Source organism: Bittarella sp. HCP28S3_D9, assembly GCF_052065655.1.
In the GTDB taxonomy this organism is placed as follows: domain Bacteria; phylum Bacillota; class Clostridia; order Oscillospirales; family Ruminococcaceae; genus Bittarella; species Bittarella massiliensis.
In genome coordinates this window covers 34471-60077 of the sequence record NZ_JBQHTP010000002.1, presented here as the reverse complement: position 1 = coordinate 60077, position 25607 = coordinate 34471, and the positions used below count along the sequence as shown (strand labels likewise).

Below are 25607 nucleotides of genomic sequence, written 5' to 3'. Positions count from 1 at the left end.
CGACCGCCCCCCTTGGGAGACCGGGCGGATAGAGCCGCCCGGCCAGGCTTGTATCTTCATTGATAACTTTGCCGGGCAGCGTCTACTCGGCTTTCAGGGTCACGTCCGATTTTACCTTTGCCAGGAAGTCCTCGTCCTCGCTGATGACCGTCATCGGCTCGGACATGTTGAAAGAGCAGAGACCGAAGAAGCCCAGGGGGGATACCACCGGCGATCTCCACTGGCCCTGTTCGACGGCAACCTCGTCTTTGGCGGCGGAAGCCAGCTCGTACAGACGGACCGCTTTTGCCAGGTCATCGATTTTTACACTCACTTTTGCCATAGGTTGATACCTCCATTTTTGCTCTGCTGCAGATTAGATGGGCCGCTCTGACCCTATCCTCACATATTATACCATATTGCCGCCCAGTTGCAACGGCCTGCACAAAAAAAGGCGAAGATGGCAGGGGATGTCCCTCTTTTTACCCATTCTCGGCAGGTTTTTGGGCGAGTATACCCCTGATTTTGGAAAAAATATTTACAAATCGCCCGTGTGTCTGCGGGGGATTTGTGATATACTGAAAGTGCGGCAGTGAGCCGCGGCAAACCCGCCTCTCACCAAGAGCGGGGCGCTGTCGATTAAATTGGATAATAATAGTTGACTTTCTTTTTCCCCTCTGGTATACTGGTGTCAGAAAATAGGAATGATTCCTGTTATCACTTGAAGGGAAAGAGAGGTGAGCTGTTTGAAGTACTCCAGACAGAGGGAGCTGGTGCTGGCGGAAGTCAAGTCCAGCCGGGAGCACCCCACGGCGGACATGGTCTACGCCGCCCTCAAGGCCGACAACCTCAGCCTCAGTCTGGGCACGGTCTACCGCAACCTGAACCTGCTGGCCCAGATGGGCCAGATCCACAAGATCGGCATGCCGGAGGGGAGCGACCGCTTTGACGGCCGCACCGACGAACACTATCACATGCTCTGCCAAAAGTGCGGCCGGGTATACGATGTGCAGCTGGACACCCTCTCCGAGTTGGACGGACAGATCCAGTCCCAAACAGGCTTTCTGGTGCACTCCCACGACCTGATCGTCAGGGGCGTCTGCCGGACCTGTCAGCAATAAAAATCCCTGTGAGGGGAAATTGAAAAAGTGAGGTAATGAACATGAACCTGAAGGGCACCAAGACCGAAGCCAACCTGCAAACCGCATTTGCCGGCGAGTCCCAGGCCAGAAACAAATACACCTACTACGCCTCCAAAGCCAAGAAAGAGGGATACGAGCAGATCGCCGCCCTCTTCCTGGAGACCGCCAACAACGAGAAAGAGCACGCCAAGATCTGGTTCAAGCTCCTCGACGGCATCGGCGACACCGCCGCTAACCTGGCCGACGCGGCCGCCGGCGAGAACTACGAGTGGACCGACATGTACGCCACCTTCGCCAAAGAGGCCAAGGAGGAGGGCTTTGACCACATCGCCTACCTGTTCGAGGCCGTGGGCGAGATCGAGAAGGAGCACGAGGCCCGCTACCGCAAGCTGCTGGCCAACGTGGAGGGCGGCGCCGTCTTCATCAAGGGCGAGAAGGTCATGTGGCAGTGCGCCAACTGCGGCCACATCGTCATCGGCGAGAAGGCCCCCGATGTCTGCCCGGTCTGCTCGCACCCCAAGGCCTACTTCCAGATCAAGGCCGAAAACTACTAAAAACGGCGAAACGGCCCCAAGCGGGCCGCGGGGCGGGTGCCGCACACCGGCGAGAGCGGGTGGGCAGCACCCGTTTTTTGCCCCATTTGGCCGGGCGGGGCCCCCGCCCGGCCCGCCGAAGAGAGAGGAGGGGGCTTTTGATGTCCCATTTGGCGAGCGACCCGGTGGCCCTGGCGGCCCTGGGCACCGGCTTTACCTTTTTGTGCACCGCCCTGGGGGCGGCGGTGGTCTTTTTTGTCAGGCGGGAGCTGAGTCCCAAGCTGGGGCTGGGCTTTCTCGGCTTTGCCTCCGGGGTGATGATGGCGGCCTCGGTCTGGTCGCTGCTCATCCCCGCCATCGAGATGGCCGAGGAGCAGGGGAAGACCGGCTGGATCCCCGCCCTGGGCGGCTTTGTGCTGGGAGGCGCCTTCCTCTTTTTGCTCGACCGGCTGCTGCCCCACCTCCACCTGGGGGCGAAAGAGCCCGAGGGGCCCAAGAGCTCCTTCAAGCGCACCACCATGCTGGTCTTTGCCGTCACCCTCCACAACGTGCCCGAGGGGATGGCGGTGGGCCTGGCCTTTGCCCTGGCCGCCACCGGCGAGCCCGGGGCCCTGACGGCCGCCTTTGCCCTGGCCCTGGGGATGGGGCTGCAAAACTTCCCCGAGGGGGCCGCCATCTCCCTGCCGCTGCACCGGGAGGGGCTGGGCCGGGGGAAGGCCTTCTTCTACGGCGCGGCCAGCGGCTTTGTCGAGCCGGTGGCCGGGCTGATCGGGGTGTTGCTGGCCAGCACCGTCTCGGGCATCATGCCCTGGATGCTGGCCTTTGCCGCCGGGGCCATGATCTACGTGGTGGTGGAGGAGCTCATCCCCCAGAGCCAGGAGGGGGAGCACGGCCACGCCGGCACCTTTGGCGCCATGGCCGGCTTTGCCCTGATGATGGTACTGGACGTGGCGCTGGGTTAGGAGTATAATACCCTTGCGCGGGGGGGGGGGGGGGGGGGGGGGGGGCCCCCCCCCCCCCCCCCCCCCCCCCCGCCCCTTTGCAGCAAAATGAACCGGGCCCGCCGCGGGCGCGCCCGCTCGACGATATTTTTATAGAGGAACTTTGCCATGCCGGTGATCACGCCGCTGGGCAGCTATCTGCCCGGCTTTCTCTCCCTCACCCCGCTGGGGGGCGCCGTCCTGGGGGCGCTGGCCTTTCTCTTCTGCCGCCGCTTCACCCGCTGCGGGCGGGAGGTGGGCGGGGGCCGCCTCCTGCTGCTGGCCCTGCTCTTTCTCTGGGCGGGGGTGGTCTTCTCCCTCACCATCCCCATCGCCTTTCCCAGCCAGTGGCATCCGGGGGCCAACGTCCAGTACGTGCTGGCAAGCATCCAGTACCGGCCGCTGGAGTCCTCCCTCCTCATCTACAAAAACTGCGCCTCCATCCAGAACTACTGGCCCTTTCTGCGGCTGGTGGTGGGCAACTTCTTCCTCCTCGCCCCCTTTGGGGTGCTGCTGCCGGCCCTCTGGCCCCGCCGCTGGAAGCTGGGGCGGGTGGCGCTGCTGGCGGGGGGGATCTCCCTGGGCATCGAGGGCAGCCAGCTGCTGCTCAACCTGCTCTGCGGCTCCCTGGTGCGCACCGTGGAGGTCGACGATCTGATCCTCAACCTCTCGGGCTGCGTGGTCTGCTACCTGCTCTTTGCCCTCTGCCGCGCCATCTGGCGCAGGTGCCGAAAAAAGGCCGCCCGGTGACCCCCTCTCCCGCCCCCTGGGGGCGGGAGATTTGCTTTTTGGCGCGATTTGTGAGAAGATGGGGACAGAAAAACGAGGGCCGCCCGCCCCATAGAAGGGGCCCCGCCGCCCGCAGAGGAGGGAACATATGCCGTCTCAACCGCCCGTCGACAAGAGCGCCCCCATCCCCCTGTACTACCAGGTGGCCTGCGACCTGAAGAGCCGCATCCAGCAGGGGGAGTGGAAGCCCAACGAAAAGATCCCCTCGGAGCACCAGCTGACCGAGTACTACGGCGTCAGCCGCATCTCCCTGCGCCAGGCCCTGGCCGAACTGGAAAAGGACGGCATCCTCCTAAAAAAGCGGGGGAAGGGGACCTTCCTCACCGACCGGCCCACCCCCGACTTGCAGCCCATGAAGTACATGCTCACCTCCTCCCTGCGCTTTAAAAACCAGCGCGAGCAGATGGAGGTAGAGGTGCTCGACAGCGGCCTGCGGGACGCCGGTTCCTTCCCCAACCTGCCGCAGGAGTTTGGGCTGCAGGGCCGGGTGATCTACTACAAGCGCCTCTTCTTCTCCGGCGGGGTGCCCCTGGCCCTGGCCCGCTCCTGGATCCCGGCTGCCCTCGTCCCGGGGATGGAGGGAAAGACCCTCCCCCGGGGGCGGATCGTCCGGCTGCTGGAGGGGGAGTACGGCCTCTCCCCCTACCGGGTGGCCGACTCGCTGGAGATCATCCGCCCCACCCACACCGACGCCCAGGACCTGCAGATCACCCGCGACAGCCCCCTCATCTTTGTCAAGGGCATCTCCTACCTGAAGGGGGAGACGCCGCTGGAGTACTCCTCCACCCTCTGGGTGGCCGACCGGGTCCGCTTTCAGATGGAGAACCGGGCGGAGTGGATGGAGGGCTGACGCCCCCGGCCCGCAAAAATGGGTCTTGACAAATGGGCCCGGGGGGAGTATGTTGATAGCACATCCCCAAAAACAGTGAAATGCTTTGACGGAATTATGCCTGGACCAGAGCGCTCCAGAGAGCCGGCGGGTGGTGCGAGCCGGTGCCGAAGGTCCCTGTGCAGTCTGCCTCCCGAGCAGAGCTCCTGAACCCCATTGAGTAGGGAGCTCCGGTTTCCCCGTTACAGGATAGGGACTTGTTGGAGTCCCGAACAAGAGGGACTGCCCCCGCTGCGCGCCAGCGGTCGGGCGGTAACCAGGGTGGTACCGCGGAAGAGAGTTTTCGCCCCTGAAGCCAGTTGGCTTCAGGGGCTTTTTTGATTGTCTCCGCCCCCCATCGCCCCGCAGAGCGACAAAGTAGAAGCAGACCAGAGAAGAGAAGGAGAGGAAAGCGATGCGCAACTTGCAATTTGCCGACGTGACCCTGCGAATGACCGGAGTCCGGCCCGAGGGGGCCCCCAGCTTCAAAGAGAAGATCGAGATCGCCAAGCTGCTGGACCGGCTGGCGGTGCCGGTGATCGAGACGCCCCCCATCACCGACGCCCAGGTGGACGCCCTGGTGGTCAAAACCATCGCCAACCTGGCCGAGACGGCGGCCGTCAGCGTGCCGGTGGGGCTCAGCGAAGAGGGGGTCGCCCGCGCCTGGGAGGCCGTCAAGGGGGCAAAGCGCCCCCGGCTGCAGGTGATCGTCCCCACCAGCCCGGTGCAGATGGAGTACAGCTGCCACAAAAAGCCCCCCATGGTGCTGGAGATGATCGCCGCCCTGGTGACAGCCTGCCGGGCCCGCTGCGCCGAGGTGGAGTTTGTGGCCGACGACGCCACCCGGGCCGAGCCCGCCTTCCTGCGCCGGGCGATCGCCGCCGCCGCGGCCGCCGGGGCCTCGGTCATCACCCTCTGCGACGCCGCGGGCGCCAGCCTGCCCGAGGAGTTTGCCGCCTTCTTCTCCGCCGTCCGGGCCGAGGTGCCCGAGGCCGCCGGCTGCGCCTGGGGGGTGCAGTGCAGCGACGGGCTGAAGATGGCCCTCGCCTGCGCGGTGGCCGCCATCCGCGCCGGGGCGGACGAGGTGAAGGTCACCGCGGACGGCGGCGACTGCCCGGCGCTGGACGCCCTGTCCCAGATCGTCCGCTCCCGGGGGGACGCCTGCGGGGTCTACTCCGACCTGCGGGTCACCGAGCTGCAGCGGGCGGTCTCCCAGATCCGCTGGATGACCGAGCCCGGCCGCAGCGCCAGCTCCCCCTTTGACGGCAACAGGGCGGCCGCCGCCCCCGCGGGGGGCGAGCTGGGCGCCCACGACGACCGGGAGAGCGTCGCCCGCGCGGTGCGCCAGCTGGGCTACGACCTCTCCGAGGAGGACATGGCCAAGGTCTACGAGGCCTTTGTCAAGATCGCTGAGAAAAAGACCGTCAGCCCCAAGGAGCTGGACGTCATCGTCGCCAGCAACGCCCTGCAGGTGCCCCCCTCCTACCAATTGCAGAGCTACCTCATCAACTCGGGCAACGTCATCACCCCCATCGCCCACCTGAAGCTGGAGAGGGAGGGGGAGACCCTGCAGGGCATCTGCGCCGGGGACGGCCCCATCGACGCGGCCTTCCTGGCCATCGAGCAGGCCGTCGGCCACCACTACGAACTGGACGACTACCAGATCCAGGCCGTGACCGAGGGGCGGGAGGCCATGGGCGCCGCCCTCATCCGGCTGCGCTCTGGCGGTAAGCTCTACTCCGGCCAGGGGATCTCCACCGACGTCATCGGCGCCAGCATCCAGGCCTACTTGAACGCCCTCAACAAGATCGTCTACGAGGAGATGTGAGATGAAACTGTCTTTTTCCATCAACGGCTGGGACGGCTACAGCTGGGAGGACTTTGTCCAGACCGCCCTCGAGGTGGGGATGCAGGGCATCGAACTGCGGGGGGTCCACGGCACCCCCCTCGACGCCCGGGGCGGCCCCTTCCACCCCCACCAGACGGCGGCCACCGCCCGCAGCCTCTTTGAGAAAAACCTGCAGATCCCCTGTCTGGACGCGGTCTGCGACCTCTCCGACCGGGGCGCCTGCGGGGAGAACCGCCGCGAGATCGCCGCCTGTATGGAGATCGCCCGCAACCTCTCGGTCCCCTATGTGCGCATTCACGCCACCGGGGAGGGGGAGGGGGCGGCCGAGGCTGCCGCCGACTGCCTGGCCCCCCTGGTCCCCCTGGCCGAGGAGCGGGGGGTCACCCTGCTGTTGGAGACGGTGGGCGCCTTTTCGGACACCGCCCGGCTGCGGGACGTCCTCAACCGCTTTGCCTCCGACCGGCTGGCCGCCCTCTGGGACCTGCACCACCCCTACCGGGACCGGGGGGAGAGCCCCGAGACCACCATCCAGAACCTGGGCGCCTACGTCCGCCACGTCCACGTCAAGGACTCGGTGGTGGAGGAGGGGGGCCGGGTCCGCTACTGCCTCATCGGCGAGGGGACGCTGCCGGTGGGGGAGATGATGGGGGCCCTGGCCTCCATCAACTACGACGGCTACCTTTCCCTGGAGTGGGACCCCCGCTGGATGATGGAGCTCACCGAGATGGAGGTCATCTTCACCCACTTTGTCACCTATATGGAGCGCTTCGGCAGCCCCTCCCGGGCCCGCCGCCACCTCTACCAAAACGACGCCCACACCGGCCACTACGTCTGGAAGAAGGACGATCTGGTGGACCTGACCTTCTCCCAGGTGCTCGACCGGATGGTGGAGGAGTTCCCCGACCAGTACGCCTTTGTCTACACCACCCTCGACTACACCCGCACCTACGCCCAGTTCCGGGACGACGTGGACCGCTTCTGCCGCGCCCTCATCTCCCTGGGGGTGGGGCCGGGCAGCCACGTGGCCATCTGGGCCACCAACATCCCCCAGTGGTTCATCTCCTTCTGGGCGGTGACCAAGATCGGGGCGGTACTGGTGTCGATGAACACCGCCTACAAGAGCCACGAGGCCGAGTACCTGCTGCGCCAGTCGGACACCCACACCCTCATCATGGTGGACGGCTACCGCGACTCCCACTACACCGAGATCGTCCAGCAACTCTGCCCCGAGCTGGAAAAGACCCGTCCCGGCGAGCCCCTGCACGCCCAGCGCCTGCCCTTTTTGCGCAACGTCATCACCGTGGGCTGCAAGCTGCCCGGCTGTCTCACCTGGGAGGAGGCGCTGCAGCGGGCGAGCGCCGTCCCTTTGCAGGAGGTCTACCGCCTAGCCGCGCGGGTGGACACCGGCGATGTCTGCAACATGCAGTACACCTCCGGCACCACCGGCTTCCCCAAGGGGGTCATGCTCACCCACTACAACGTGGTCAACAACGGCAAGTACATCGGCGACCGGATGGACCTCTCCACCGCCGACCGGATGATGATCCAGGTGCCCATGTTCCACTGCTTTGGGATGGTGCTGTCCATGACCGCCTCCATGACCCACGGGGCCACCATGTACCCGCTGCCCTACTTCTCCCCCAAGCCGGCCCTCTCCTGCGTGAACGGGGAGAAGATCACCTGCTTCAACGGGGTGCCCACCATGTTCATCGCCATGATGCAGCACGAGGACTTTGAAAAGACCGACTTCTCCCACATCCGCACCGGCATCATGGCCGGTTCCAACTGCCCGGCGGACCTGATGAAGCAGGCCGCCGAGGTGATGAACATGCGCCAGATCGTCAGCGTCTACGGCCAGACCGAGGCCTCGCCCGGCTGCACCATGTCCAGCTACACCGACTCGCTGGCCGTGCGCACCGAGACGGTGGGCAGCGCCTTTGCCAACGTGGAGTGCCGCATCGTCGATCCCGAGACCGGGGAGGCGTGCCCCGACGGGGTCACCGGCGAGTTCGTGGCCCGGGGCTACAACATCATGAAGGGCTACTACAAGATGCCCGGCGCCACCGCCGCCGCCATCGACGGCGAGGGCTGGCTCCACACCGGCGACCTGGCCTGCCGGGACGAGAGCGGCAACTACCAGATCACCGGCCGCCTCAAGGACATGATCATCCGCGGGGGGGAAAACATCTACCCCCGGGAGATCGAGGAGTTCATCTTCACCCACCCCAAGGTGCAGGACGTGCAGGTGATCGGGGTGCCCGACCCGCGCTACGGCGAGGAGATCATGGCCTGCATCGTCCTCAAGGAGGGGGAGCAGATGGGCGAGGAGGAGATGCGCGATTTCATCGCCGCGCAGATGGCCCGCCACAAGGTCCCCCGCTACATCGACTTTGTGGACGGCTTCCCCATGAACGTGGCCGGCAAGATCCTCAAGTACAAGATGAGAGAGGACGCCATCAAAAAGCTGGGGCTGGAAGGGTAGTTCCCGCCCCGCCCAAAAAGGGCCCCCGGCCAGTTCGGCCGGGGGCCCTTTTTTTCGTCTGCCGGCGGGGGGAGGGGACTACCCCTCCTCCTTTACCGGCCTGCCTCTAAAGTAGAAGGCCCTGTCCTGGGGGCCGATGGGGCGGAGCACCCGGCAGGGGTTGCCGGCGGCCACCACCCCGGCGGGCAGGTCCTTGGTGACCACGCTACCCGAGCCCACCACCGTGTGCTCGCCGATGGTCACCCCGGGGTTGACCACGGTGTTGCCGCCGATCCAGACCCCGTCGCCGATGGTGATGGGAAAGGCGTACTCCACCCCCTGCCGGCGCAGGCCGGGGTCCACCGGGTGCCCGGCGGCGAAGAGCCCCACGCGGGGGCCGATGAGGACGTCCCGCCCGATGGCCACCGCCGCGCAGTCGAGGACGGTGAGCCCGGCGTTGGCGTAGAAATTCTCCCCCACCCGCAAAAAACAGCCGTAGTCGCAGTGAAAGGGCGGCTCGATGGCGCAGTGTTCCCCCTGGGCCCCCAGCAGTTCCCGCAGCACCGCCCGGCGGCCGTCGTCGTCCTCTGCGGGCAGGGCGTTGAAGCGGGCCACCAGCGCCCGGGCCCGCCGGTGCATGGCCGTGAGCTCCGGGTCGTCGGCCCGGTAGAGCCGCCCGGAGAGCATCTTTTCTCTCTCTGTCATCGCGTTTTCTCCCCCTAGCGCACCACGCCGCCCAGGGACTCGGCGATCACCACCGCCTGTTCCAGGTCCAGCTTGGTGTTTTTCATCTTGCAGGCGCGCAGGTCCACCCCGTCGATGCGGGCGCCCCGCAGGTCGCAGTCCTGCAGTTTGGCCCCCTGCAGGTAGCAGAGGGTCAGGTTGCACTCCCGCAGGTCGGCCCCCCGCAGGTCGCACTCCCGCAGGTCGGCCCGCTCGAAGTTGATCCCCCGCAGGTCCTGGTTGCGAAAGCCCGCCCCCTGCAGGGCGGTGTAGCTGAAGTTGCCCCCCTGCAGGGCGAGCCCGGCCAGGTTGCAGCCCACAAAGCTGCCGCCCATGCACTTGCACTGGGCGAACAGGGCCCCGAAGAGGCCGCACTCCCGAAACTTGCAGCCGGTGAAGACGCAGCGGGTAAAGCTGGCCCCGTCCAGCTGGCAAAACTGAAAGGCGCAGTTTACAAACTGGCAGCGCACCGCCTGCAGACAGTCCATCTTGGAGGACTGAAAGGTGCAGTTTTCAAAGGTCAGCCTCTCCAGCGCCAGATCGGAGAGGTCCTCCTCCAAAAAGGTCTCCCCGACAAAGTGTTCCTGTGTTGCAGAAAACAACCTACTCCCCCCTTTTTCTCGCCCTCCCAGTATGCCACAACCGCCGGGCAAAGGCAACCGGGCCAAATGTGAACGGCGTTTGGACAAACGGGGAAGCGGGGGCCGCTCTGTCACAAAACGGCCACAAATTGTTTACCCGCTACCGGTATAAATGGGGGCGGGGTTGGGGTATTCTATAAGCACAGGGAAAACCTGATGACACTCGATATCCTCTCATCTTTTGTTTCATATAACTCCTCTTTTAGAAAAGGCCGCTTGCAGCCCCCACTGCAGGCGGTTTTTTCTGTGCCAAAAGGGCGGTCCCCCGGCGGGAGGGGCTATCCCTGCGCCGCCTGGTCGGAGACGGCCTCGGTGTGCCGCTTGCCCATGGAGAAGCCGCGGCCCCGCACCTCGTTGACCTTGCTGATGACCAAAAAGGCCTCCCCGTCGATCCCCTGCACCAGTTTGTTCAGGGCGGCCAGCTCCCGCTGGGAGATCACCGTCATCACCGCCCGGCCGGGGCGGTGGAGGTGGCCCGACACCGTCTCGAGGAAGGTGCAGCCCCGGTCCAGCTTCTCCTGCACCGCCTGGGCCACCTCCTCGTAGCGAGGGGTGATGACGGTCACCTGGGTCTGGTTTTTGCCCATCACCATCACCCGGTCCATCACCAAAGAGGTCACCAGCACCACCGCGATGCCGTAGAGCACCTGTTCGCTGGTGGAGAAGAGCACCTGGGTGAGGAGGATGGCGGTGTCGAAGACGTAGATGAGGGCCGGCACCGACCAGCCGAAGTACTTGTTGAGGATCAGCGGGGGGATGTCCATCCCCCCGGTGGAGGAGCCCTCGCGGATGACCAGCCCCATCCCAGCGCCCATGAGGATGCCGGCGTAGAGGGCGGCCAGCAGGGTGTCCTGGGTCAGGTGTTGCAGGACATCCAGCTGCCGGAAGAGGGAGAGAAAGACCGGGTAGAGGACGGTGGAGAGCAGGGTGGTCAGGGCGAATTTCTTCCCCAGCACCACCGCGCCGGCGAGGAAGAGCACCCCGTTGGCCACCGCCACCCCGGCGCTCACATCCATTGCGAAAAAGTGTTCAAACACCAGGGCGATGCCGGTGACCCCGCCGGAGATCAGCCGGTTTGGCAGCACAAAGGCCGCGATGGCAAAGGTCAAAATGGCGTTGCCCAGCACCACCACCCCGACGCTGCGGATCTGTTTTGCCGCTTGTTTCATCTTCTTGTATCCTCCTTCTGCCGCCCTCTGTTTGTCGGGGCGGCGCTGGCGCGGGCCGCAAAAGCCCGCAAAAAAAGAGAACGGCCGCCGCGGTCTCCCGCGGGCCCGTTCTCCCATTTTACTCTTCTACGACGGTAGCAGACAAAAGCGCCGGCATGCAGATGGCCGACTCCCCGACCTTGTTGATGTAGCCGTACTGCTCGCACAGGTGGTCGGGACACTTGGAATCGACAAACTTGACGCCGTTTTCGTCCCGCACCAAGGTGGCCGTGTTGTAGGTCTTGGTGGAACCGTCTTCATTGAGGATGGGCTCGCCGTTCTCGTCGAGCTGCTCCATGTTCTCCCCCTTGACGGTGAAGGTGGCCGGCTCCCCGTTGAGGGGGATCTCCAGAATATTTTTGCCGTCGTGCTCCACCACCACCATCAACCCCTCGTACTGGCTGGGCTTGAACAGCAGCCCCCCCGCCGAGGCGATGAGGATGACCCCCAACAGGGCCATGGATATGATAAATGGTTTGGACTTCAAAAGGTACACCTCGCAGTTTCAGACCGGCGGGGCCAGTTTGCCCTCGCTCTCTTTACGAGTATACCACAAAATTCTCACTTGGCAAGGGCCGGCGCGCCCCCTGTGGACCGGCCGAAGGGGAGAAAAAGTGGGAGGGAGCGGCGTGCGCCGACTCCCTCCCACCGGGTCAGGTATGGAAAAATGGGGTGCTAGATTCGCAGGTCGCAGGCAGATGTCATCTGGCTGCCGCCAGAGTAAAAGCGGTCCGCCGGCTTATCCCCCGCAATGGCGACCAGCGAGCCGATCACCAACAGCGCTGTGAGCAGACCAATCAACTTTTTCATCTTTGCGACCTCCTTTGAAACCGGCGGCTGCGCCGCTCGTCTTTTCTTCTGTACTTTCAGTATACTACATCGCCGCAGAAATAAAACTACTGGCCGCTTACAATCAAGTGAAGAATTGGTTACAACAGATTACAAAATGGAAACAAAGGTTTCAAAAGAACTACAAACGGCGTCGCCAAGCGAAAAAAGGGGGGGCGACCCCCTTTTGCCCCCTTTTCGGGGGGAACCGCGGCGGGCGGATGTGAATAGACTACGGGCAGGGAGTGAACCCCAATCTTTGAAAAAGGTGATTGCTATGATTCCGTTTTTCCAGAGACCTGCGCTGGCCTATGCCCTGGCCGGAGAGAGTTCCGCCCGCCACCCGGGGCAGGGCGGGAAGATGCGCTCACTCTTGTTGAGCGTGTATGATGAGATCAAGAGCTTTGGCGACCGGGACCGCTTCTACAAGCGGGCTGCCGACAAGGAGCTCGACGACATTTTGCAAGAGGCGGAGCGCCCGGCCGAAGAGGCGGGCTTTGACCGCTACTACTCGGCCCAGGAACTGGCGCCGGAGGCCCCGCGGGCGGAAAAACCGGGATCTGCCCCGGCTGCAAGCGAATGGGGCGTTCGGGACGCTGTTCCGGCCGCGCCGGTTCCCGCGCGCGACTGCGACTGTGGGTGCGGTTGTCCCACCGGCGAGACCGGGGGCACCGGCGGAGAGACCGACGGCAGCGGCTGTCTGGACGCAAACGGGTACTGCTACGGCTACTGGGACCAAAACGGCGTCTGCCACTGCGGGGACGAGACCGGCGAGACCGGGGGCACCGGTGGAGAGACCGGCGGCAGCGGCTGTCTGGACGCAAACGGGTACTGCTACGGCTACTGGGATGCAAACGGCGTCTGCCACTGCGGGGATGAGACCGGCGAGACCGGGGGCACCGGCGGGGAGACCGGCGGCAGCGGCTGTCTGGACGCAAACGGGTACTGCTACGGCTACTGGGACCAAAACGGCGTCTGCCACTGCGGGGACGAGACCGGCGAGACCGGGGGCACCGGCGGGGAGACCGGCGGCAGCGGCTGCCTGGACGCAAACGGGTACTGCCACGGCTACTGGGACGCAAACGGCGTCTGTCACTGCGGGGACGAGACCGGCGAGACCGGGGGCACCGGCGGAGAGACCGGCGGCAGCGGCTGCCTGGATGCAAACGGGTACTGCCACGGCTACTGGGACCAAAACGGCGTCTGCCACTGCGGGGACGAGACCGGCGAGACCGGCGGCACCGGCGGAGAGACCGGCGGCGGTTGCGACGAGTGCTGTGACTGCAGCCAGTACTGCGACTGCGCCTCCTTCTGTCACTGCAGCGGCCAGACCGGCAGGGAGAGCGGCGGCCGTGGCTGCGGCTGTGGTTGCGGGTGCAGCGGCGGCCAGCCCAGCGGGTGCTCCGGCTGCGACTGCGAGCAGCATTGCCTGTGCAGCGAGTACTGCGATTGCGACGCCTTCTGCTGTGGCGACGACGCCACCGGCTGTGACACCGGCGCCACCGGTGGCGAGACGGGCGGCGGCTGTGGGTGCGTTTGCACCTGCACCTGCGACTGCTGCACCGGCGGTACCGGTGGAACGGGCGGCACCGGCGGGACGGGCGGCAACACCGGCGGCACCGGCTGTGGGTGTGGCTGTGGATGCGGCTGCGGCGACACCGGCTGCACCAGCTGCTGCCCCCACTGCGACGAGGGCTGCGGAAATGAGACGGGCTGCGGCTGTGACGCCGGCGGCGAGCCGGGCAACGCCTATAACGGCTGTGGCCGCAGCGAGGGCGGCGGCTGTGTCGGCGCCGGCGGGTTCAGCGGCGGCACCGACGGGGATTCGGTGGAGACCAGCATCACCAGCGGCTGCGGCTGCGGCAGCTTTCGGGGGGAGAGCCCCTTTGCCTGCGGCGCGTGTTGCGACTGCAGCTACATCTGCTACCCCCGCATCTACTGTGACGAGCGGGACTGCTCCTACAACTTAAACGGCCGCTGTGGCAAGCACCTCCCCTGTGAGGACAACACCTTTGAACACAACAGCTTCCGCCCCCACTGCGGCTGTGCCAAGACCGAGGAAGACCGCCCTGTTTCGCGGCCTCCCATTCCCCAGGAGGACCCCGACAACCCCCGTCCCCTGGACCCGGCGACCGAGTGCTTCTACCGCAACGAGCGCCGGCGGATCATGGGGGAGTAAGCACCGCTTCCCCCTCTCTGTAAGCCGCCCCCGACCTGTCAAAGGCCGGGGGCGGCTTGCTGTTACAAAGTAAACAAATCACATTGTTATCGAATTGCGTCGAAAACAATGCTTTTTAATAATTTGCTGTAACAGTTTACTGAATGGTTTGTTGTGTTTATTGACAATTGAAATTGCTATTTTATAAGAGTACAATATAGACAATAAAAAATATGTACTATGTTTAAAATATTAGTTTTTATATTGGGAGGGGATTCCGATGTTTTAAAAAAATGGAATGAGTAGGGTGACCAAGTAGTTTGAGCTTATTGCGCTCTGGAGGTTACTATTACAAAGATAAAAAAGATGGTTATCGCCCTTCTGGCGGTCGCGGCAATTGCAATAGGTGCGATTGTCCCGGCCTTTGCAAGTGGACAGACATCTACTGCAAATATTTATACAACGAGTATGACGTATGGTTCTTATACAACAGATACAGCCACCAGTTGCTACGGCTATATTTCTTGTGGACCAAGGTCTGGTGCGGTGTATGGATATTTTCAATATAATAATGGGACAAATGGCGGATCAACAAGTGTATACGATACAACTGGAAGTGGTACCACTAAAAACTTTAGTGGCAGCAGCAGCGGTCTGTGGACCAGATGGCGGACAGCGGGGTATTGTGCATACTCTGGTAGTAGTGCAGTTTGTCGGCTGACGACGAACTAGATTGTTGGGAAGGGAGGCGACTAATTCAGTCGCCTCCCTTTCGATTATGGTGAAGGAGGGGATTGTTGGTGTGGGAACTGTATAAATGCAATTTAAAACGGTTGGTCCGCTCCCCGATACCGCTGGCGACCATTTTGGCTCTTTTTCTCTTTGTCAATGCGTTGGGGGTTTCTTCTCTCCACCAGTATGGAGAGCCTTTGGCCATGCTGCAAAACGACATCCCATCCAACCTCATCCTCTTTCTCGGCTTTCTCTTCCTCTCCTTTTTTTGCGTGCAGACGGCTGGCCGCCAGGTGGGGGAGTCGCTGGGGCAGGGCAACGGTGTGCGGGCCCGACAGGAGTGCTGCCAACTGGCGGTTATGGTCAGCGTTTGCCTGCTTGTCTCCTGTAATTATTTCCTCTATCCTCTCATCGCCTATGCGAAAATGGGCGTTTCCAGTTCTCTGCTCCTTCTCCACCTCTTAAAGGTGACGGTGCTGGACTTCTTTTTGGTGGGGTTGTTGGGGATTTCTGCAGGGAGCGCCATCGGCATCTGGCTGTCTCCGACTGCGGGTACGGTAACTCTTTTGGGAACAGCGATCCTCTTTTCCCCAGCTCCCCAGATGGTATTGAGCAGTTTTTCATCTCCCGATACCAATTTCTCCCCGCTTTTGGACCTGTTTCACATCCAGCTGCGAACCCCAATCGTGCGCTTTGACCTCCCTTCCTACGGCATTCCCAACGAGGCGATCCGCTGGGATCGCATCGGGTTTTCCATCGCACTTTTTCTCTTCTTTTGGGCCTTGCGCGCGCTGCCTGCAAGCAGGTGGCAGGGAAAGACGGCAGCTGCCCTGCTGGCGGTGTTGACGGGGGTTTCTCTGTGGCAGTACAGTCGGGGCGGAAGTTATCTGTACTATGGATACAATTTAGAGACCACTCTGTCCAAAATTGGAAATCTGTCTTCTGAGGAGAGGGAGGAGGTACCGGCAAAATTTTCGGTCGAGGGATACCAGATGGAGCTAAAGATCGACCGAGAGTTGCACGCCGATGTGACGGTGACGCTTTCCGATGCGCAGGAACAGGAGGAGTATGTTTTTACCCTCTATCGGGGCTACCACCTGCAAACGCTTACCGACCATCTGGGAAACCAGTTGTCTTGGGAACAGGAGGGGGATTGGATCCGATTTTCTCCTGTTGTTTCTGGGACGACCGCCTTCCGCTTTTCCTATTCCGGCAGTGGCGATATGTTTTACAGCAACCGACAGGGGATTTTTTTGCCGGGATACTTCCCCTTTTACCCCATGCCGGGAGAGAAGGTGGTCAACGACGGATTGGGCTTTATGACGCCCATCGATCGGTCGCAAAAACAGTTTGAAGTGACCGTTCACACGGACGCCCCCAATCTCAATTGCAGCCTTTTGCCAACTGGCGGCGACAGCTGTTTTGCGGGTGAAAGCGAGTCGGTCTCCCTCTTTGCCGGGCTGATTGAGGAGAGGCAGGAGGACGGGATAGCGGTGGTCACCCCCATTGTTCCGGTGCTGGGAGAGGACCCGGGTTTTGGGGTCAAGGCATTTGATGCAGCCAATCAGAGGCGCACTGCCGGCGATGTTTACGAGGACTACGCCCGCCTCTGCGACTGGTGCGGTGCGGCCAACGACTTAAAGCGGCCCCGCAAGGTGTTTCAGGTGGGGGAAACGGTCCCTGCGGGCGATCCGGCATATCCTTTTTCGGACCACTGGTTTTTGTTGGACCCCAGATACAGCCCCTACGCTGCCACCGCTCTTTTTGAAACGCGTGCGGAGTTGCGGCCAATTTTTGAGTATTTGGGGAAGGATATCACGGCGGAAATGATGCTTGAGGGATACGATCCTGAAAGCTTGCGGCAGAAGCATCTGCTCTGGCAAGCTTTGCGCGCCCAATTTGAAGACCCAGATGTCTTTCGCGCCACTGCTTTGCGAGACCCCTCAGACGGCAATCCCAATTACCGGCTCTTACAGGCAACTGGGCGGTGGGGAGAGCCGGCAGTCTATCGTCAGGTTTATCGATATCTCACCGATGAAGAGGACAAGCGCACCTCTGCCCAATTCTTTGCCGAACTGGAAAGTCGGTTTTTATCCTCTGTGTCAATAGAGGGAGGAGGGGGACATTTTGAAGATTGAACTTCAAGACGTGAGCAAGCGCTTTGGGAAGAAGAGGGCGCTGGACGGACTCACCCTGTCCATCGACACGGGTGTCTATGGACTTTTGGGCCCGAATGGCGCGGGGAAGACGACCCTGATGCGCTGCCTTCTCGGGCGCTATGAATGCAGTGGGGGAAGCATTTTGGTGGACGGTCAAAAGATGGGAAAACACCATTCCCTATCCGCCCACTGTGGATATCTCCCCCAGAGTTTTGACTTCTTCCACGAATTGACATGTAGGGAGGTGCTTGCTTATTTTTGCGCCCTTAAAAAAATCCCTCGACGGCAGTGGAGTGAGGAGGCGAACCGCTGTCTGCGGGTAGTCAATCTTTTGGGGGAGGAGAAGAAAAAGGTCGGCGCTCTTTCTGGGGGGATGCGCCGCCGCTTGGGGATCGCGCAAGCTCTGTTGGGAGATCCCCCTCTCCTTATCTTCGACGAGCCTACGGCCGGTCTGGATCCAGAAGAGAGGATGCGTTTCAAAAATATCGTTGCGGAGGTGAAAGGGGGGCGGACCATTCTCATTTCCACCCATATCGTGGATGATATCGATGTGGTCTGCGATCACATTTTGGTGATTTCTCAGGGGAGGCTGCTTGCTTCGGGGAAAAAAGAGGCGATTTGCCGATGCGCGCAGGGGCTTGTCTACTGCCTGCCCCGCAATCTGCAAAAAAATTTGGTCGGCGACTGGAGCTTGGAAAATATTTTTGAAGAGGGTGGAGAGGAGTGGATCCGGATCCTCTCATCAGAGCCCCAACCTTGCCAGGCGGTCGCACCCAACTTGGAAGATGGCTACTTTTCACTGGTAAGGGAGGTGTCGTCATGGCGGCCAGATGGCAGCTCTCTTGGCTGAACTTTAAAAATATGAAAGGGCGCTATTTTGCCCCTTGGATCTTGTGTTATCTATTGCTGCCAGCCATGGTGCACTTTAGAAAGATGTCTTTGATAGGGGAACTCTACTTTGAAGATGCCTTTTTTCCCTTTGTTCGCAACCTGACGGAGCAGTTTTTTCCCCTTGTCATCATCTGGTACAGCTACCTATTCTTTCGAGAAAAGTACGACACCGGAGCAGAGGAGCTCTTTTCAGTCTATCAGAATGGGCGATACAGTTTGCCGGGCGAGGCCCTTCTCGTCTGGGCGCATTCCCTTTTGATGATTGCCCCGCTCCTCTTTCTCTATCGTCCCTACCTGGGCGAGGCCGCCGCGATCTTTCTGCGCTACGCGGCTCATTTTTGGATGTTAGAGGCACTTTTTGTCCTCTGCGTTTCGCTCTTCCACACCACTTTGCCGGGACTTCTTCTATGCCTGGGATATCATCTCTCCAGCCTTTTTATCCACGTGGGCTCCACCGCCACCTGGAATCTCTATTTCTATGATTTTCCTCTGAGCTGGGAAACGGTATTTCCCAAAGCCCTTTGGGCGCTGGGGATGGGGACGCTCTTCGCAGTGGCCGGAGGCGTCTGGTGCTCTTCTGCAGTTCGCCGTGGGACCGACAGGGTAGGCGGCGCCATTCGACTGGTGTTTTATGGCCCCCACCGCCGCCGATGGGTTGCTGGACTCGTTGTGGCCTCGCTGCTGGGAGGGTGGGGGCTTTACCAGGCAGTAAAGCCGCAGAAAACCAGTTATACGTATCGGGAGGCGCAGAAGTTGGCCTCTGATCTGCTCTCGAGGAATGGCATTGACCTTGTTCCTGGCAGTGAGCCCTATCGCGAGTATGCTGAGCTGGCAAGCCTGGGGGATGTTCCCATCTACGACAGCAAGATCCGGGATGAATATCAACAAAAGGCGGTTCTCGACTACTACGAAATTGTTCTCAAAACGCAGCGGTACAATGCGTTTAAAGAGGGGGAAGACCCGGTATTGGACCTCTCTGCCAACATGGACACCTCCACGGGGTCTTTGACCATGCTCCTCTGGAACGGCGCACCGGCAAAATACACCGGACGGACCCTTCACGACACCTTCCGCAGGGAGCTCTGCACAGAAGTTGCATCTCAGCAAATGTTGCAGTGGGAGTACTATCGGGAGGTGGTGGAGAACCTGACGTTTGAACAATTGGAGACAAAAGCGCTGGAGGCACTGGATGAAGGGGCCTTTCCCCTGGAGGAGGGGAGTGCTTGGTCGGCAGAGAGACTTTCTCTCGACAGGGATTTGGTCTATGCGGCCCAGGGCTTGAATGTGGCTCAAAAACTCCAGGTATTGGAGTATGCCCGCCTCCTCTATATAGCGCAGCGGGCAGAGGAGTTGGGGCTTTCGGCTCCCGACTGGAAGGAGTTGGGAAATCGGCGCTTGGGAGAGGTTGGCCCCACATTGGACGCCCTTGTTGCCGCGATCAACGCGGACCCCTCCCAGGAACAGCGAAATGCCCGTTACACCTCCCTCACCGCCCATTTGGGAATATGGAGTTGGGAGATGCGAAATTGGTGAAAAAGTGCCCGGAGCGGTCACTTGTGGGCAGGCGCAGAAAAACAGTTGCCCTTCTCCCTCCGAGCAGGTATACTCAAGAAAAGGGGGGCCGCGGCTCTTGGGACGCCTCCCCAGATATAGAGGAGGAGATGTGAATGCAGTATAAAATCGTAGGGGAACCCCTGCCGGTGGTGGTCTGTGACCTGCAGCCGGGGGAGACCATGATCACCGAGCGGGGCTCCATGAGCTGGATGAGCCCCAACATGAAGATGGAGACCACCTCCGGCGGCGGGCTGGGCAAGGCCTTTGGGCGGATGTTTGCCGGCGAGGCCATGTTCCAAAACCGCTACACCGCCCTGGGCGGCGCGGGGATGATCGCCTTTGCCTCCAGCTTTCCCGGTTCCATCCGCGCGGTGCCGATCACCCCGGGCAACAGCGTGATCGTCCAGAAATCCGGGTTTTTGGCCTCCGAGTCGGGGGTGGAGCTGTCGGTTCACTTCAAGAAAAAGCTGGGGGCCGGCTTCTTCGGCGGCGAGGGCTTTATCATGCAGAAGCTCTCCGGCTCCGGCATGGCCTTTGTAGAGGTCGACGGCTACGCGGTGGAGTACGAGCTGGGCCCCGGTCAATCCATCGTTGTGGACACCGGCAACCTGGCCATGATGAGCGAGACCTGCTCGCTGGACATCCAGTCGGTCAAGGGGGTCAAAAACGTCCTCTTTGGCGGGGAGGGGCTCTTCAACACCGTCATCACCGGGCCGGGCAAGGTCACCCTGCAGACCATGCCGGTCAGCGGGTTTGCCAGCGCCCTGGCGCCCTTTATAAGCAGCAACAGCCAGTGAGAGACAACAGATGGAAAGGGACCCGCCGGTATCGCTCCGGCGGGTCCCTTTTTTAGTTGTAGATAGAATGCTAAAAAGATAGGATTTTGTACGAGAAACAAATTGGCTTTGGCATAGGACTTTCCGAAAGGATGGGCGCCAAGAGCGCAATAAAGAAGGGCGCTCTTCGGGGGTAGGGGCACGAGACGGTGTCCCGGATCGCCGGCTTGCCGGTGGCAGTGGGTGGAAGGCAGCCCTAAAATCCCGACGCCCCTTGGGGGCGGAGCCTGGGCAGTGCCCTTTTAGGGGGGGAGTATATCCCCCGTTTCACTGGTGGCTTTGGTTCAAATGTGAGGGCGTGAGGGGAAGTGATCGATATCGCCAGAATCGTCGCCGAGGTGCGCGGTCGCGCTCTGCGGGGATGCGCGGGGGGAGACAGTTGCGCCCCGCGGGGGCGCGTCAAGGGGCCCCGCTCTTGCCCTCGCTGTCCTTGCCCCCGCCCAGTTCGCTGAAAAGGGAGCAGCCCAGCACCACCGCGCCCCCGACCAGCTGCCAGGGGCCGATGGCCTCCCCCAGCCAGAGGGCCGACACCCCCACCGCCACCAGCGGGTCCAGGTAGCTCAGGAGGGCGGCGGTCTGGCCCGGCAGCTCCTTGAGGGCCGAGAAGTAGAGGCAGTAGGCCGCCCCGGTGTGCACCAGACCCACCGCCAGCAGCGCCGCCCAGCCGGCGGGGTCCAGCGCGCCCAGGTGAAAGCCCCCGCTGAGGAGCTGGTAGGGCGCCAGCACCAGGATGGCCGCGGCGAACTGCACCAGGGTCCGGTCCACCCCGCTCACCGAGCGGATGCCCTTGTTGAGCAGGATCACCGCCGCATAGAGCACGGCGGCCCCCAGTCCCAGGGCGATGCCCAGCCGGTCGTTTGCGCCCTCGCTGCGGCCCTGTGTGCCGATGACCAGCGCCATCCCCCCGGTGGCCAGGAGAAAGCAGACCCCCTTGCGGGCGGTCAGCCGCTCCCGAAAGAGGAGGGCGGAGGCCAGCACCACCAGGGAGGGGGCGAAGTAGTAGCTCAAGGTCGCCACCGAGACCGAGGTGTAGCGGTAGGCGGCGAAGAGCAGGATCCAGTTAAACCCCATGGCCGCCCCGGAGAGGAGGAGCCGGGGCAGCTCCCCCTTGATCTGCGCCAGGGGGAGGGGGCGCCGCCGCGCCAGCAGCACCGCCCCGATGGCGACTGTGGCGATCGCCGCCCGCCAGAGGGCGATCTCCGCCGAGGGCAGGGGGATGGCTCGCACAAAGGCGCCAATGCTGCCAAAGACGGCCATCGCCGCCAACATCCTTCCCCGCGCGCCCATCGCTGCGCCCCCTCTCCACTGCTTGTCAGCCCCCATCATAGCGCCTATGGGGCCCTTTGTAAAGCGGAGGGCGGCAAAAAAGGGCGCGCCCTGGGTGGACGCGCCCCTTTGTATCAGTAGCCCTGCGAGAAGTCCACCAGGTCGGCCAGGGGCTCCCCCTTTGCGTAGGCCTTTAGGTTTTGGCAGACCATCTCGAAGATGCGGCCGTCGCAGTTGTCCGAGAAGATGGCGTTGTGGGGGGTGATGTAGACCCCCGGCAGGTCCCAGAGGGGGCTGTCCGCCCCCAGGGGCTCCTCCTCGAACACGTCCAGGGCCACCCCGCGAAAGTGGTGCTGTGCGGCGAGAAGGGTCAGGGCCTGGGTGTCGATGACCGAGCCGCGGGAGACGTTGACCAGGGCGCAGCCCGGCTTGGTCTTTTGCAGCAGGGGCCCGTTTAGCAGGTGGTGGGTCTCGGGGGTGGCGGGCAGGGTGCAGATCAGGGCGTCCGCCCGGGGGAGGAGGGCCTCCAGCTGGCCGATGGGGGAGACCTGGTCGATCCCCTCTGCCGGGCGTCCGCTGCGGCTGACTGCCAGGGTGGTGCAGCCAAAGGCCTTGCACTTCTTGGCGGTCTCGCTGGCGATGTTCCCCGCCCCCAAAAAGAGGACGGTCTTCCCCCAGAGCTCCAGGATGTCCGTCTGCACCTGCCAGCGGTGTTCCGCCTGCTGGCGCAGGAAGAGGCAGGCGTTTTTAAAGATTTCCAGCAGCTGAAAGAGGACCCACTCGCTGATGGGGATCTTGGTCTGCCCCGCGTTGTGGGCCACCGCGATGCCGCGGGACTCGATTTCCTGCCGGGGCAGGTGGTCAAAGCCCACGCTCACCAGCTGGATGAGCCGCAGCTGGGGGCAGTCGGCCAGGGAGAGGTGGGGAAAGGGGTCGTACCCCACCAGCACCTCGGCCTCCCGGGCGGCCATGGCCAGGGGGGCCGCCGCTTCGGGGAGCCGCTTTTCGTCGATGTAGAGGACCCTGTAGCCCAGCTTTTCCACCCGGGCAAAGGCCTCATCCCCGTAGGGGAGGGTGAAGAGCACGGTCGGTTGCGACATAAAACATCACTCCTTTTGCAGATAAGATGGGCAGAATGGCCGCGCCCTATGCCGGGGCGGGGGGCTGCCCGGTGAAATCAGTGTGCAAAGCGGCGCTCCCCTTTGCCGCCGTCAGGCGGCGAGGAGAGCGCCGTTGCTCAAAGTGCCCTCAGCTGGGCATGATGTCGTTGTAGATGAAGTCGTGCAGCTTCTGGGTGGTGACCGCGTCGTCAAAGGTCATGTAGTAGGTGCCGTTGATCTTCTCCCCCTTGTAGTCCGAATCGGTGGGGAAGCGGGTGGTCACCATGGTGGGCTTTTGCAGGGCCATCGGGGCGTAGCCCATCAGGGTGCCAAAGTCGAGGGAGGTCTTGGTGAGCCCCAGCAGGTCTTTGGCCAGCTGGGGGTACTTGGTGGGGTTCATGGCCAGGGCCTTGTTGAACAGCTGCATCAGGACGGTGCGCTGCCGCTCGGTCCGCTCGAAGTCGCCGTTGCCCACATAGCGGATGCGGGAGTAGGCGACGGCCTGGATGCCGTTGAGGGTCTGGGTGCCGCCCGATTTCACGTACGTTGCCGGTTTCCCGGTGGCCGCGGCCTGCTCTCTGACGCTTGCATTGAGATTGTCCACCTCGTTGTCCTTCACGTCGATGGTCACCCCGCCCACGGCGTCCACGATCTCGGCCATGTTGGCAAAGTCCACGGTGGCGAAGTCGGTGATGTCCAGATCGAAGTTTTCGTTGAGGGTGCGAACGGCCAGCTCGGCCCCGCCGAAGGCGTAGGCGTGGGTGATCTTGTCCATCCCCCGGCCGGGGATGTTGACATAGGCGTCCCGCATGATGGAGGAGAGCTTGACCTTGTTGTGGTTTTTGTCGATGGAGAGGATGATGATGGAATCGGAGCGGGTGCCCTTGTCCAGGAGGCCGTTGCGGCTGTCGACGCCGAAGAGGGCGATGTTCTTGACGTTTTTGTCGATCACCGAGTCAAAGCCCAGCTCGGCCTCGTTGAGTTCCACCGGGTCGTAGCTGCCGGCGATGTCCATCAGGACATAGGCGGCGGTGCCTCCCGCGATCCCCAGCACCACCAGCACGGGGATGAGGATCTTCAGCCAGAGCTTCATCTTTTTCTTGCCGTTTTTCTTCCGTTTCGGCTCTTTTTTGCCCATGTTGGACGCCTCCCTTCCATTCCTGTCCGCTTCCTGCCCCTGGCCGGCTGCGCGGCGGGGGGCAGCGCTCTTTTTCTCCTCGCCCTTGCCGGTGCGAGAGGGGACCTCGTCCTCCTCCAACAGGTTGGGGGAGTGGGGGCGAGGGGCGGGCCGGGCCGGGATGTCCCGCCCCGGCTTGGGGATGTCGTCTAAGTCCAAGATGTTAAACGGATCGTCTCCGCGAATGGGTTTTGCCATCTGCTGTACCTCCTTGTGCGCGCGATACAGGGTTTACACATGGCAACTAGTATACGACATTTTCTGCAAAAAGGCAAACGGCGGCCCGGGCGTTTTTATGAAGGTTCTCTTAACAATCGCCGGCGGCGGGGAATGGACAGCCCCGCCTCCCCTGTGGTAAGATAGGGATCAGAAAAGCGCAGCCGGCCCGGGGTGTTGGGTCGGCAGGGGAGGGACGCCGGTGTTTGAAAAATTGGGCGATTGGAGCCAGGTGTTAAAGGGCGAGTTTGCCAAGCCCTATTTTGGGGAACTCGTGCGGCGGGTACAGCAGGAGTACCGCACCGCCACCGTCTACCCGCCGCAGGGGAGCGTCTTTCGCGCCTTTTTGATGACCCCCTACCAGCGGGTGCGGGTGGTCTTGCTGGGGCAGGACCCCTACCACGGCCCGGGCCAGGCCATGGGGATGAGCTTCTCGGTCCCCCCCGGCGTGCCGCTGCCCCCGTCTTTGCAAAACATCTATCAGGAGCTCTGGAACGACCTGGACATCCCCCCCTCGACCAGCGGCTACCTGGGCCCCTGGGCGGAGCAGGGGGTCTTCCTTTTGAACAGCAGCCTCACCGTGCGCAGGGGGCAGGCGGGGTCCCACCGGGCCCTGGGCTGGCAGCAGTTCACCGACGCGGTGATCGAAAAGCTGGGGGAGAGGGAGGCGCCCATGGTCTTTTTGCTCTGGGGGGCCGACGCCCGCTCCAAGGTGCCCCTCATCAAGGGGCCCCAGCACCTGATCCTGCAGGCCCCTCACCCCAGCCCCCTCTCGGCCTTCCGGGGATTTTTCGGCTGTCGCCACTTCTCCAAGGCCAACGCCTTTTTGCAGCAGCACTACGGCCAGGGCATCGACTGGGATCTCTCCCACCCGCCCTGGGAGCCGGCGCAGTAGCCGGCGGAAAAACTTGCCTTTTAAGAGGACCCTGCCCATGGAGGCGGGGCTCTTTTTTTGCCCTGGTGGCGCGGCCGCTTGGCCGGGGAAGTGGGGCGCGGCCCTCGCCTCCTCTTGATTTCGCGTAGGGGCTGAAGGGGCGGCCTGAAAGTCCACCAAGAGGGCTTGGGGAAAGGCTGTTCCAGCGGCGGAAAATTGCAAAGGCAGAGGGTAACGGCGCCGGGCGACAGGGTGCAGGGTGGCCCCAAGCGCCCAGCGCCGCCGCATCGCTTTGCAGGTGCGAAAAATGGCTTGCGCTGGGGAAGGGATTGGATCGCCAAGGGGGGGGGAGCGGGTTTTCGCTTGGCGGCGGGCGGAAGAGGGGAGGAGTCTTCGCCCTTCCCCGCGCCTTTTTGTGCTTTGGAGTTCGGTTTGACTGCGGGAGCGCTATAGCGCCCTTTTTGCCGCGGGGAGGGGAAAAAGGCCGGCTTGCTGTGCGGGCGAGTTGGACGCCGAGAGGGCGGCTGGGTTTGTGCTCTGCGGCTGTTTGTCCGGCCTTGATTTCCCCGCCTTGCAAGGGGCGGCGTGCTGCTCGTGGGCCGTTTTCCCCCCTCCCGGCGCCGCGGCGGTTAGAGGGTTTGTG

The 25607-nt window shown here is 62.7% G+C and carries 24 protein-coding genes and 1 other annotated feature; of the genes, 15 read left to right on the top strand and 9 right to left on the bottom strand.

The window, feature by feature from the left end; translation table 11 throughout:
• Positions 1-82: 82 nt before the first annotated feature.
• Positions 83-322: a hypothetical protein gene (locus ACTNAU_RS01705; RefSeq protein ID WP_021659802.1), complete on the bottom strand. Its 240-nt coding sequence runs from the start codon at positions 320-322 to the stop codon at positions 83-85.
• Between the two features lie 403 nt (positions 323-725).
• Here ACTNAU_RS01705 and ACTNAU_RS01700 point away from each other — a divergent pair, with 403 nt between their 5' ends.
• The 7 genes from ACTNAU_RS01700 to ACTNAU_RS01670 all read left to right on the top strand — a co-directional run bounded on the left by ACTNAU_RS01700 (position 726) and on the right by ACTNAU_RS01670 (position 8622).
• Entirely contained in the window at positions 726-1100 is a 375-nt protein-coding gene (locus ACTNAU_RS01700) for a Fur family transcriptional regulator (RefSeq protein ID WP_441097352.1), read from the top strand.
• A gap of 41 nt (positions 1101-1141) precedes the next feature.
• Complete coding sequence (gene rbr / locus ACTNAU_RS01695) at positions 1142-1675, top strand: rubrerythrin (RefSeq protein ID WP_021659805.1); 534 nt, start codon at positions 1142-1144, stop codon at positions 1673-1675.
• A 140-nt stretch (positions 1676-1815) separates the two neighbouring features.
• The gene (locus tag ACTNAU_RS01690; protein WP_441097351.1) at positions 1816-2616 is read left to right on the top strand and encodes a ZIP family metal transporter; all 801 of its coding nucleotides are present in this window, start codon (positions 1816-1818) and stop codon (positions 2614-2616) included.
• 147 nt (positions 2617-2763) lie between these two features.
• Entirely contained in the window at positions 2764-3384 is a 621-nt protein-coding gene (locus tag ACTNAU_RS01685; protein WP_441097350.1) for a VanZ family protein, read from the top strand.
• A gap of 127 nt (positions 3385-3511) precedes the next feature.
• Positions 3512-4273 carry a GntR family transcriptional regulator gene (locus ACTNAU_RS01680; protein WP_441097349.1) on the top strand — a complete coding sequence of 254 codons (762 nt, stop codon included), beginning with the start codon at positions 3512-3514 and terminating at the stop codon, positions 4271-4273.
• Positions 4274-4349: 76 nt separating this feature from the next.
• Positions 4350-4606 (top strand) — a binding site (T-box leader).
• A gap of 100 nt (positions 4607-4706) precedes the next feature.
• Positions 4707-6119, top strand: a complete 1413-nt coding sequence (locus ACTNAU_RS01675; protein WP_441097347.1) for an alpha-isopropylmalate synthase regulatory domain-containing protein — start codon at positions 4707-4709, stop codon at positions 6117-6119.
• A 1-nt stretch (position 6120) separates the two neighbouring features.
• Positions 6121-8622 carry an AMP-binding protein gene (locus ACTNAU_RS01670; protein ID WP_441097346.1) on the top strand — a complete coding sequence of 834 codons (2502 nt, stop codon included), beginning with the start codon at positions 6121-6123 and terminating at the stop codon, positions 8620-8622.
• A gap of 78 nt (positions 8623-8700) precedes the next feature.
• Here ACTNAU_RS01670 and ACTNAU_RS01665 read toward each other — a convergent pair whose 3' ends face one another.
• The 5 genes from ACTNAU_RS01665 to ACTNAU_RS01645 form a co-directional block, all read right to left on the bottom strand.
• On the bottom strand, positions 8701-9306 hold the full coding sequence (locus ACTNAU_RS01665) for a sugar O-acetyltransferase (RefSeq protein WP_441097345.1): 606 nt from the start codon (positions 9304-9306) through the stop codon (positions 8701-8703).
• A gap of 14 nt (positions 9307-9320) precedes the next feature.
• Positions 9321-9926: a pentapeptide repeat-containing protein gene (locus tag ACTNAU_RS01660; protein WP_441097344.1), complete on the bottom strand. Its 606-nt coding sequence runs from the start codon at positions 9924-9926 to the stop codon at positions 9321-9323.
• Positions 9927-10243: 317 nt separating this feature from the next.
• Positions 10244-11134, bottom strand: coding sequence for a YitT family protein (locus ACTNAU_RS01655; RefSeq protein ID WP_441097343.1), 891 nt, complete (start codon positions 11132-11134; stop codon positions 10244-10246).
• 118 nt (positions 11135-11252) lie between these two features.
• Positions 11253-11660, bottom strand: a complete 408-nt coding sequence (locus ACTNAU_RS01650) for a NusG domain II-containing protein (protein WP_441097342.1) — start codon at positions 11658-11660, stop codon at positions 11253-11255.
• 188 nt (positions 11661-11848) lie between these two features.
• Positions 11849-11983: a hypothetical protein gene (locus ACTNAU_RS01645; protein WP_021660698.1), complete on the bottom strand. Its 135-nt coding sequence runs from the start codon at positions 11981-11983 to the stop codon at positions 11849-11851.
• Positions 11984-11997: 14 nt separating this feature from the next.
• On the opposite strand from ACTNAU_RS01645, the gene ACTNAU_RS01640 reads away from it, so the two are divergent.
• From ACTNAU_RS01640 to ACTNAU_RS01610, 7 genes are all read left to right on the top strand, one after another.
• Complete coding sequence (locus ACTNAU_RS01640; protein WP_441097341.1) at positions 11998-12228, top strand: hypothetical protein; 231 nt, start codon at positions 11998-12000, stop codon at positions 12226-12228.
• 50 nt (positions 12229-12278) lie between these two features.
• On the top strand, positions 12279-14180 hold the full coding sequence (locus ACTNAU_RS01635; RefSeq protein ID WP_441097340.1) for a hypothetical protein: 1902 nt from the start codon (positions 12279-12281) through the stop codon (positions 14178-14180).
• 529 nt (positions 14181-14709) lie between these two features.
• Complete coding sequence (locus ACTNAU_RS01630; RefSeq protein ID WP_441097339.1) at positions 14710-14880, top strand: hypothetical protein; 171 nt, start codon at positions 14710-14712, stop codon at positions 14878-14880.
• A gap of 79 nt (positions 14881-14959) precedes the next feature.
• Complete coding sequence (locus tag ACTNAU_RS01625; protein ID WP_441097338.1) at positions 14960-17029, top strand: hypothetical protein; 2070 nt, start codon at positions 14960-14962, stop codon at positions 17027-17029.
• Positions 17019-17900: an ABC transporter ATP-binding protein gene (locus ACTNAU_RS01620; protein WP_185916260.1), complete on the top strand. Its 882-nt coding sequence runs from the start codon at positions 17019-17021 to the stop codon at positions 17898-17900. Before ACTNAU_RS01625 ends, ACTNAU_RS01620 begins: the two co-directional genes overlap by 11 nt.
• Entirely contained in the window at positions 17870-19474 is a 1605-nt protein-coding gene (locus ACTNAU_RS01615) for a hypothetical protein (RefSeq protein WP_441097337.1), read from the top strand. Before ACTNAU_RS01620 ends, ACTNAU_RS01615 begins: the two co-directional genes overlap by 31 nt.
• A 134-nt stretch (positions 19475-19608) precedes the next feature.
• A complete protein-coding gene (locus ACTNAU_RS01610) occupies positions 19609-20292 on the top strand; it encodes a TIGR00266 family protein (RefSeq protein WP_185916258.1) in 684 nt (227 codons plus the stop codon).
• 438 nt (positions 20293-20730) lie between these two features.
• Here the strand turns inward: ACTNAU_RS01610 and ACTNAU_RS01605 are convergent, their stop codons facing one another.
• From ACTNAU_RS01605 to ACTNAU_RS01595, 3 genes are all read right to left on the bottom strand, one after another.
• Positions 20731-21618, bottom strand: a complete 888-nt coding sequence (locus tag ACTNAU_RS01605) for a DMT family transporter (RefSeq protein WP_441097336.1) — start codon at positions 21616-21618, stop codon at positions 20731-20733.
• Between the two features lie 113 nt (positions 21619-21731).
• A complete protein-coding gene (locus ACTNAU_RS01600) occupies positions 21732-22697 on the bottom strand; it encodes an NAD(P)-dependent oxidoreductase (protein ID WP_441097335.1) in 966 nt (321 codons plus the stop codon).
• A 148-nt stretch (positions 22698-22845) separates the two neighbouring features.
• Positions 22846-24072 (bottom strand): LCP family protein, encoded by a 1227-nt coding sequence (locus tag ACTNAU_RS01595; RefSeq protein WP_185916255.1) that lies wholly within the window; start codon positions 24070-24072, stop codon positions 22846-22848.
• 220 nt (positions 24073-24292) lie between these two features.
• Between ACTNAU_RS01595 and ung the strand changes: the two genes are divergently transcribed.
• Positions 24293-24985, top strand: coding sequence for a uracil-DNA glycosylase (gene ung / locus ACTNAU_RS01590; RefSeq protein WP_441097334.1), 693 nt, complete (start codon positions 24293-24295; stop codon positions 24983-24985).
• Positions 24986-25607 lie beyond the last annotated feature (622 nt).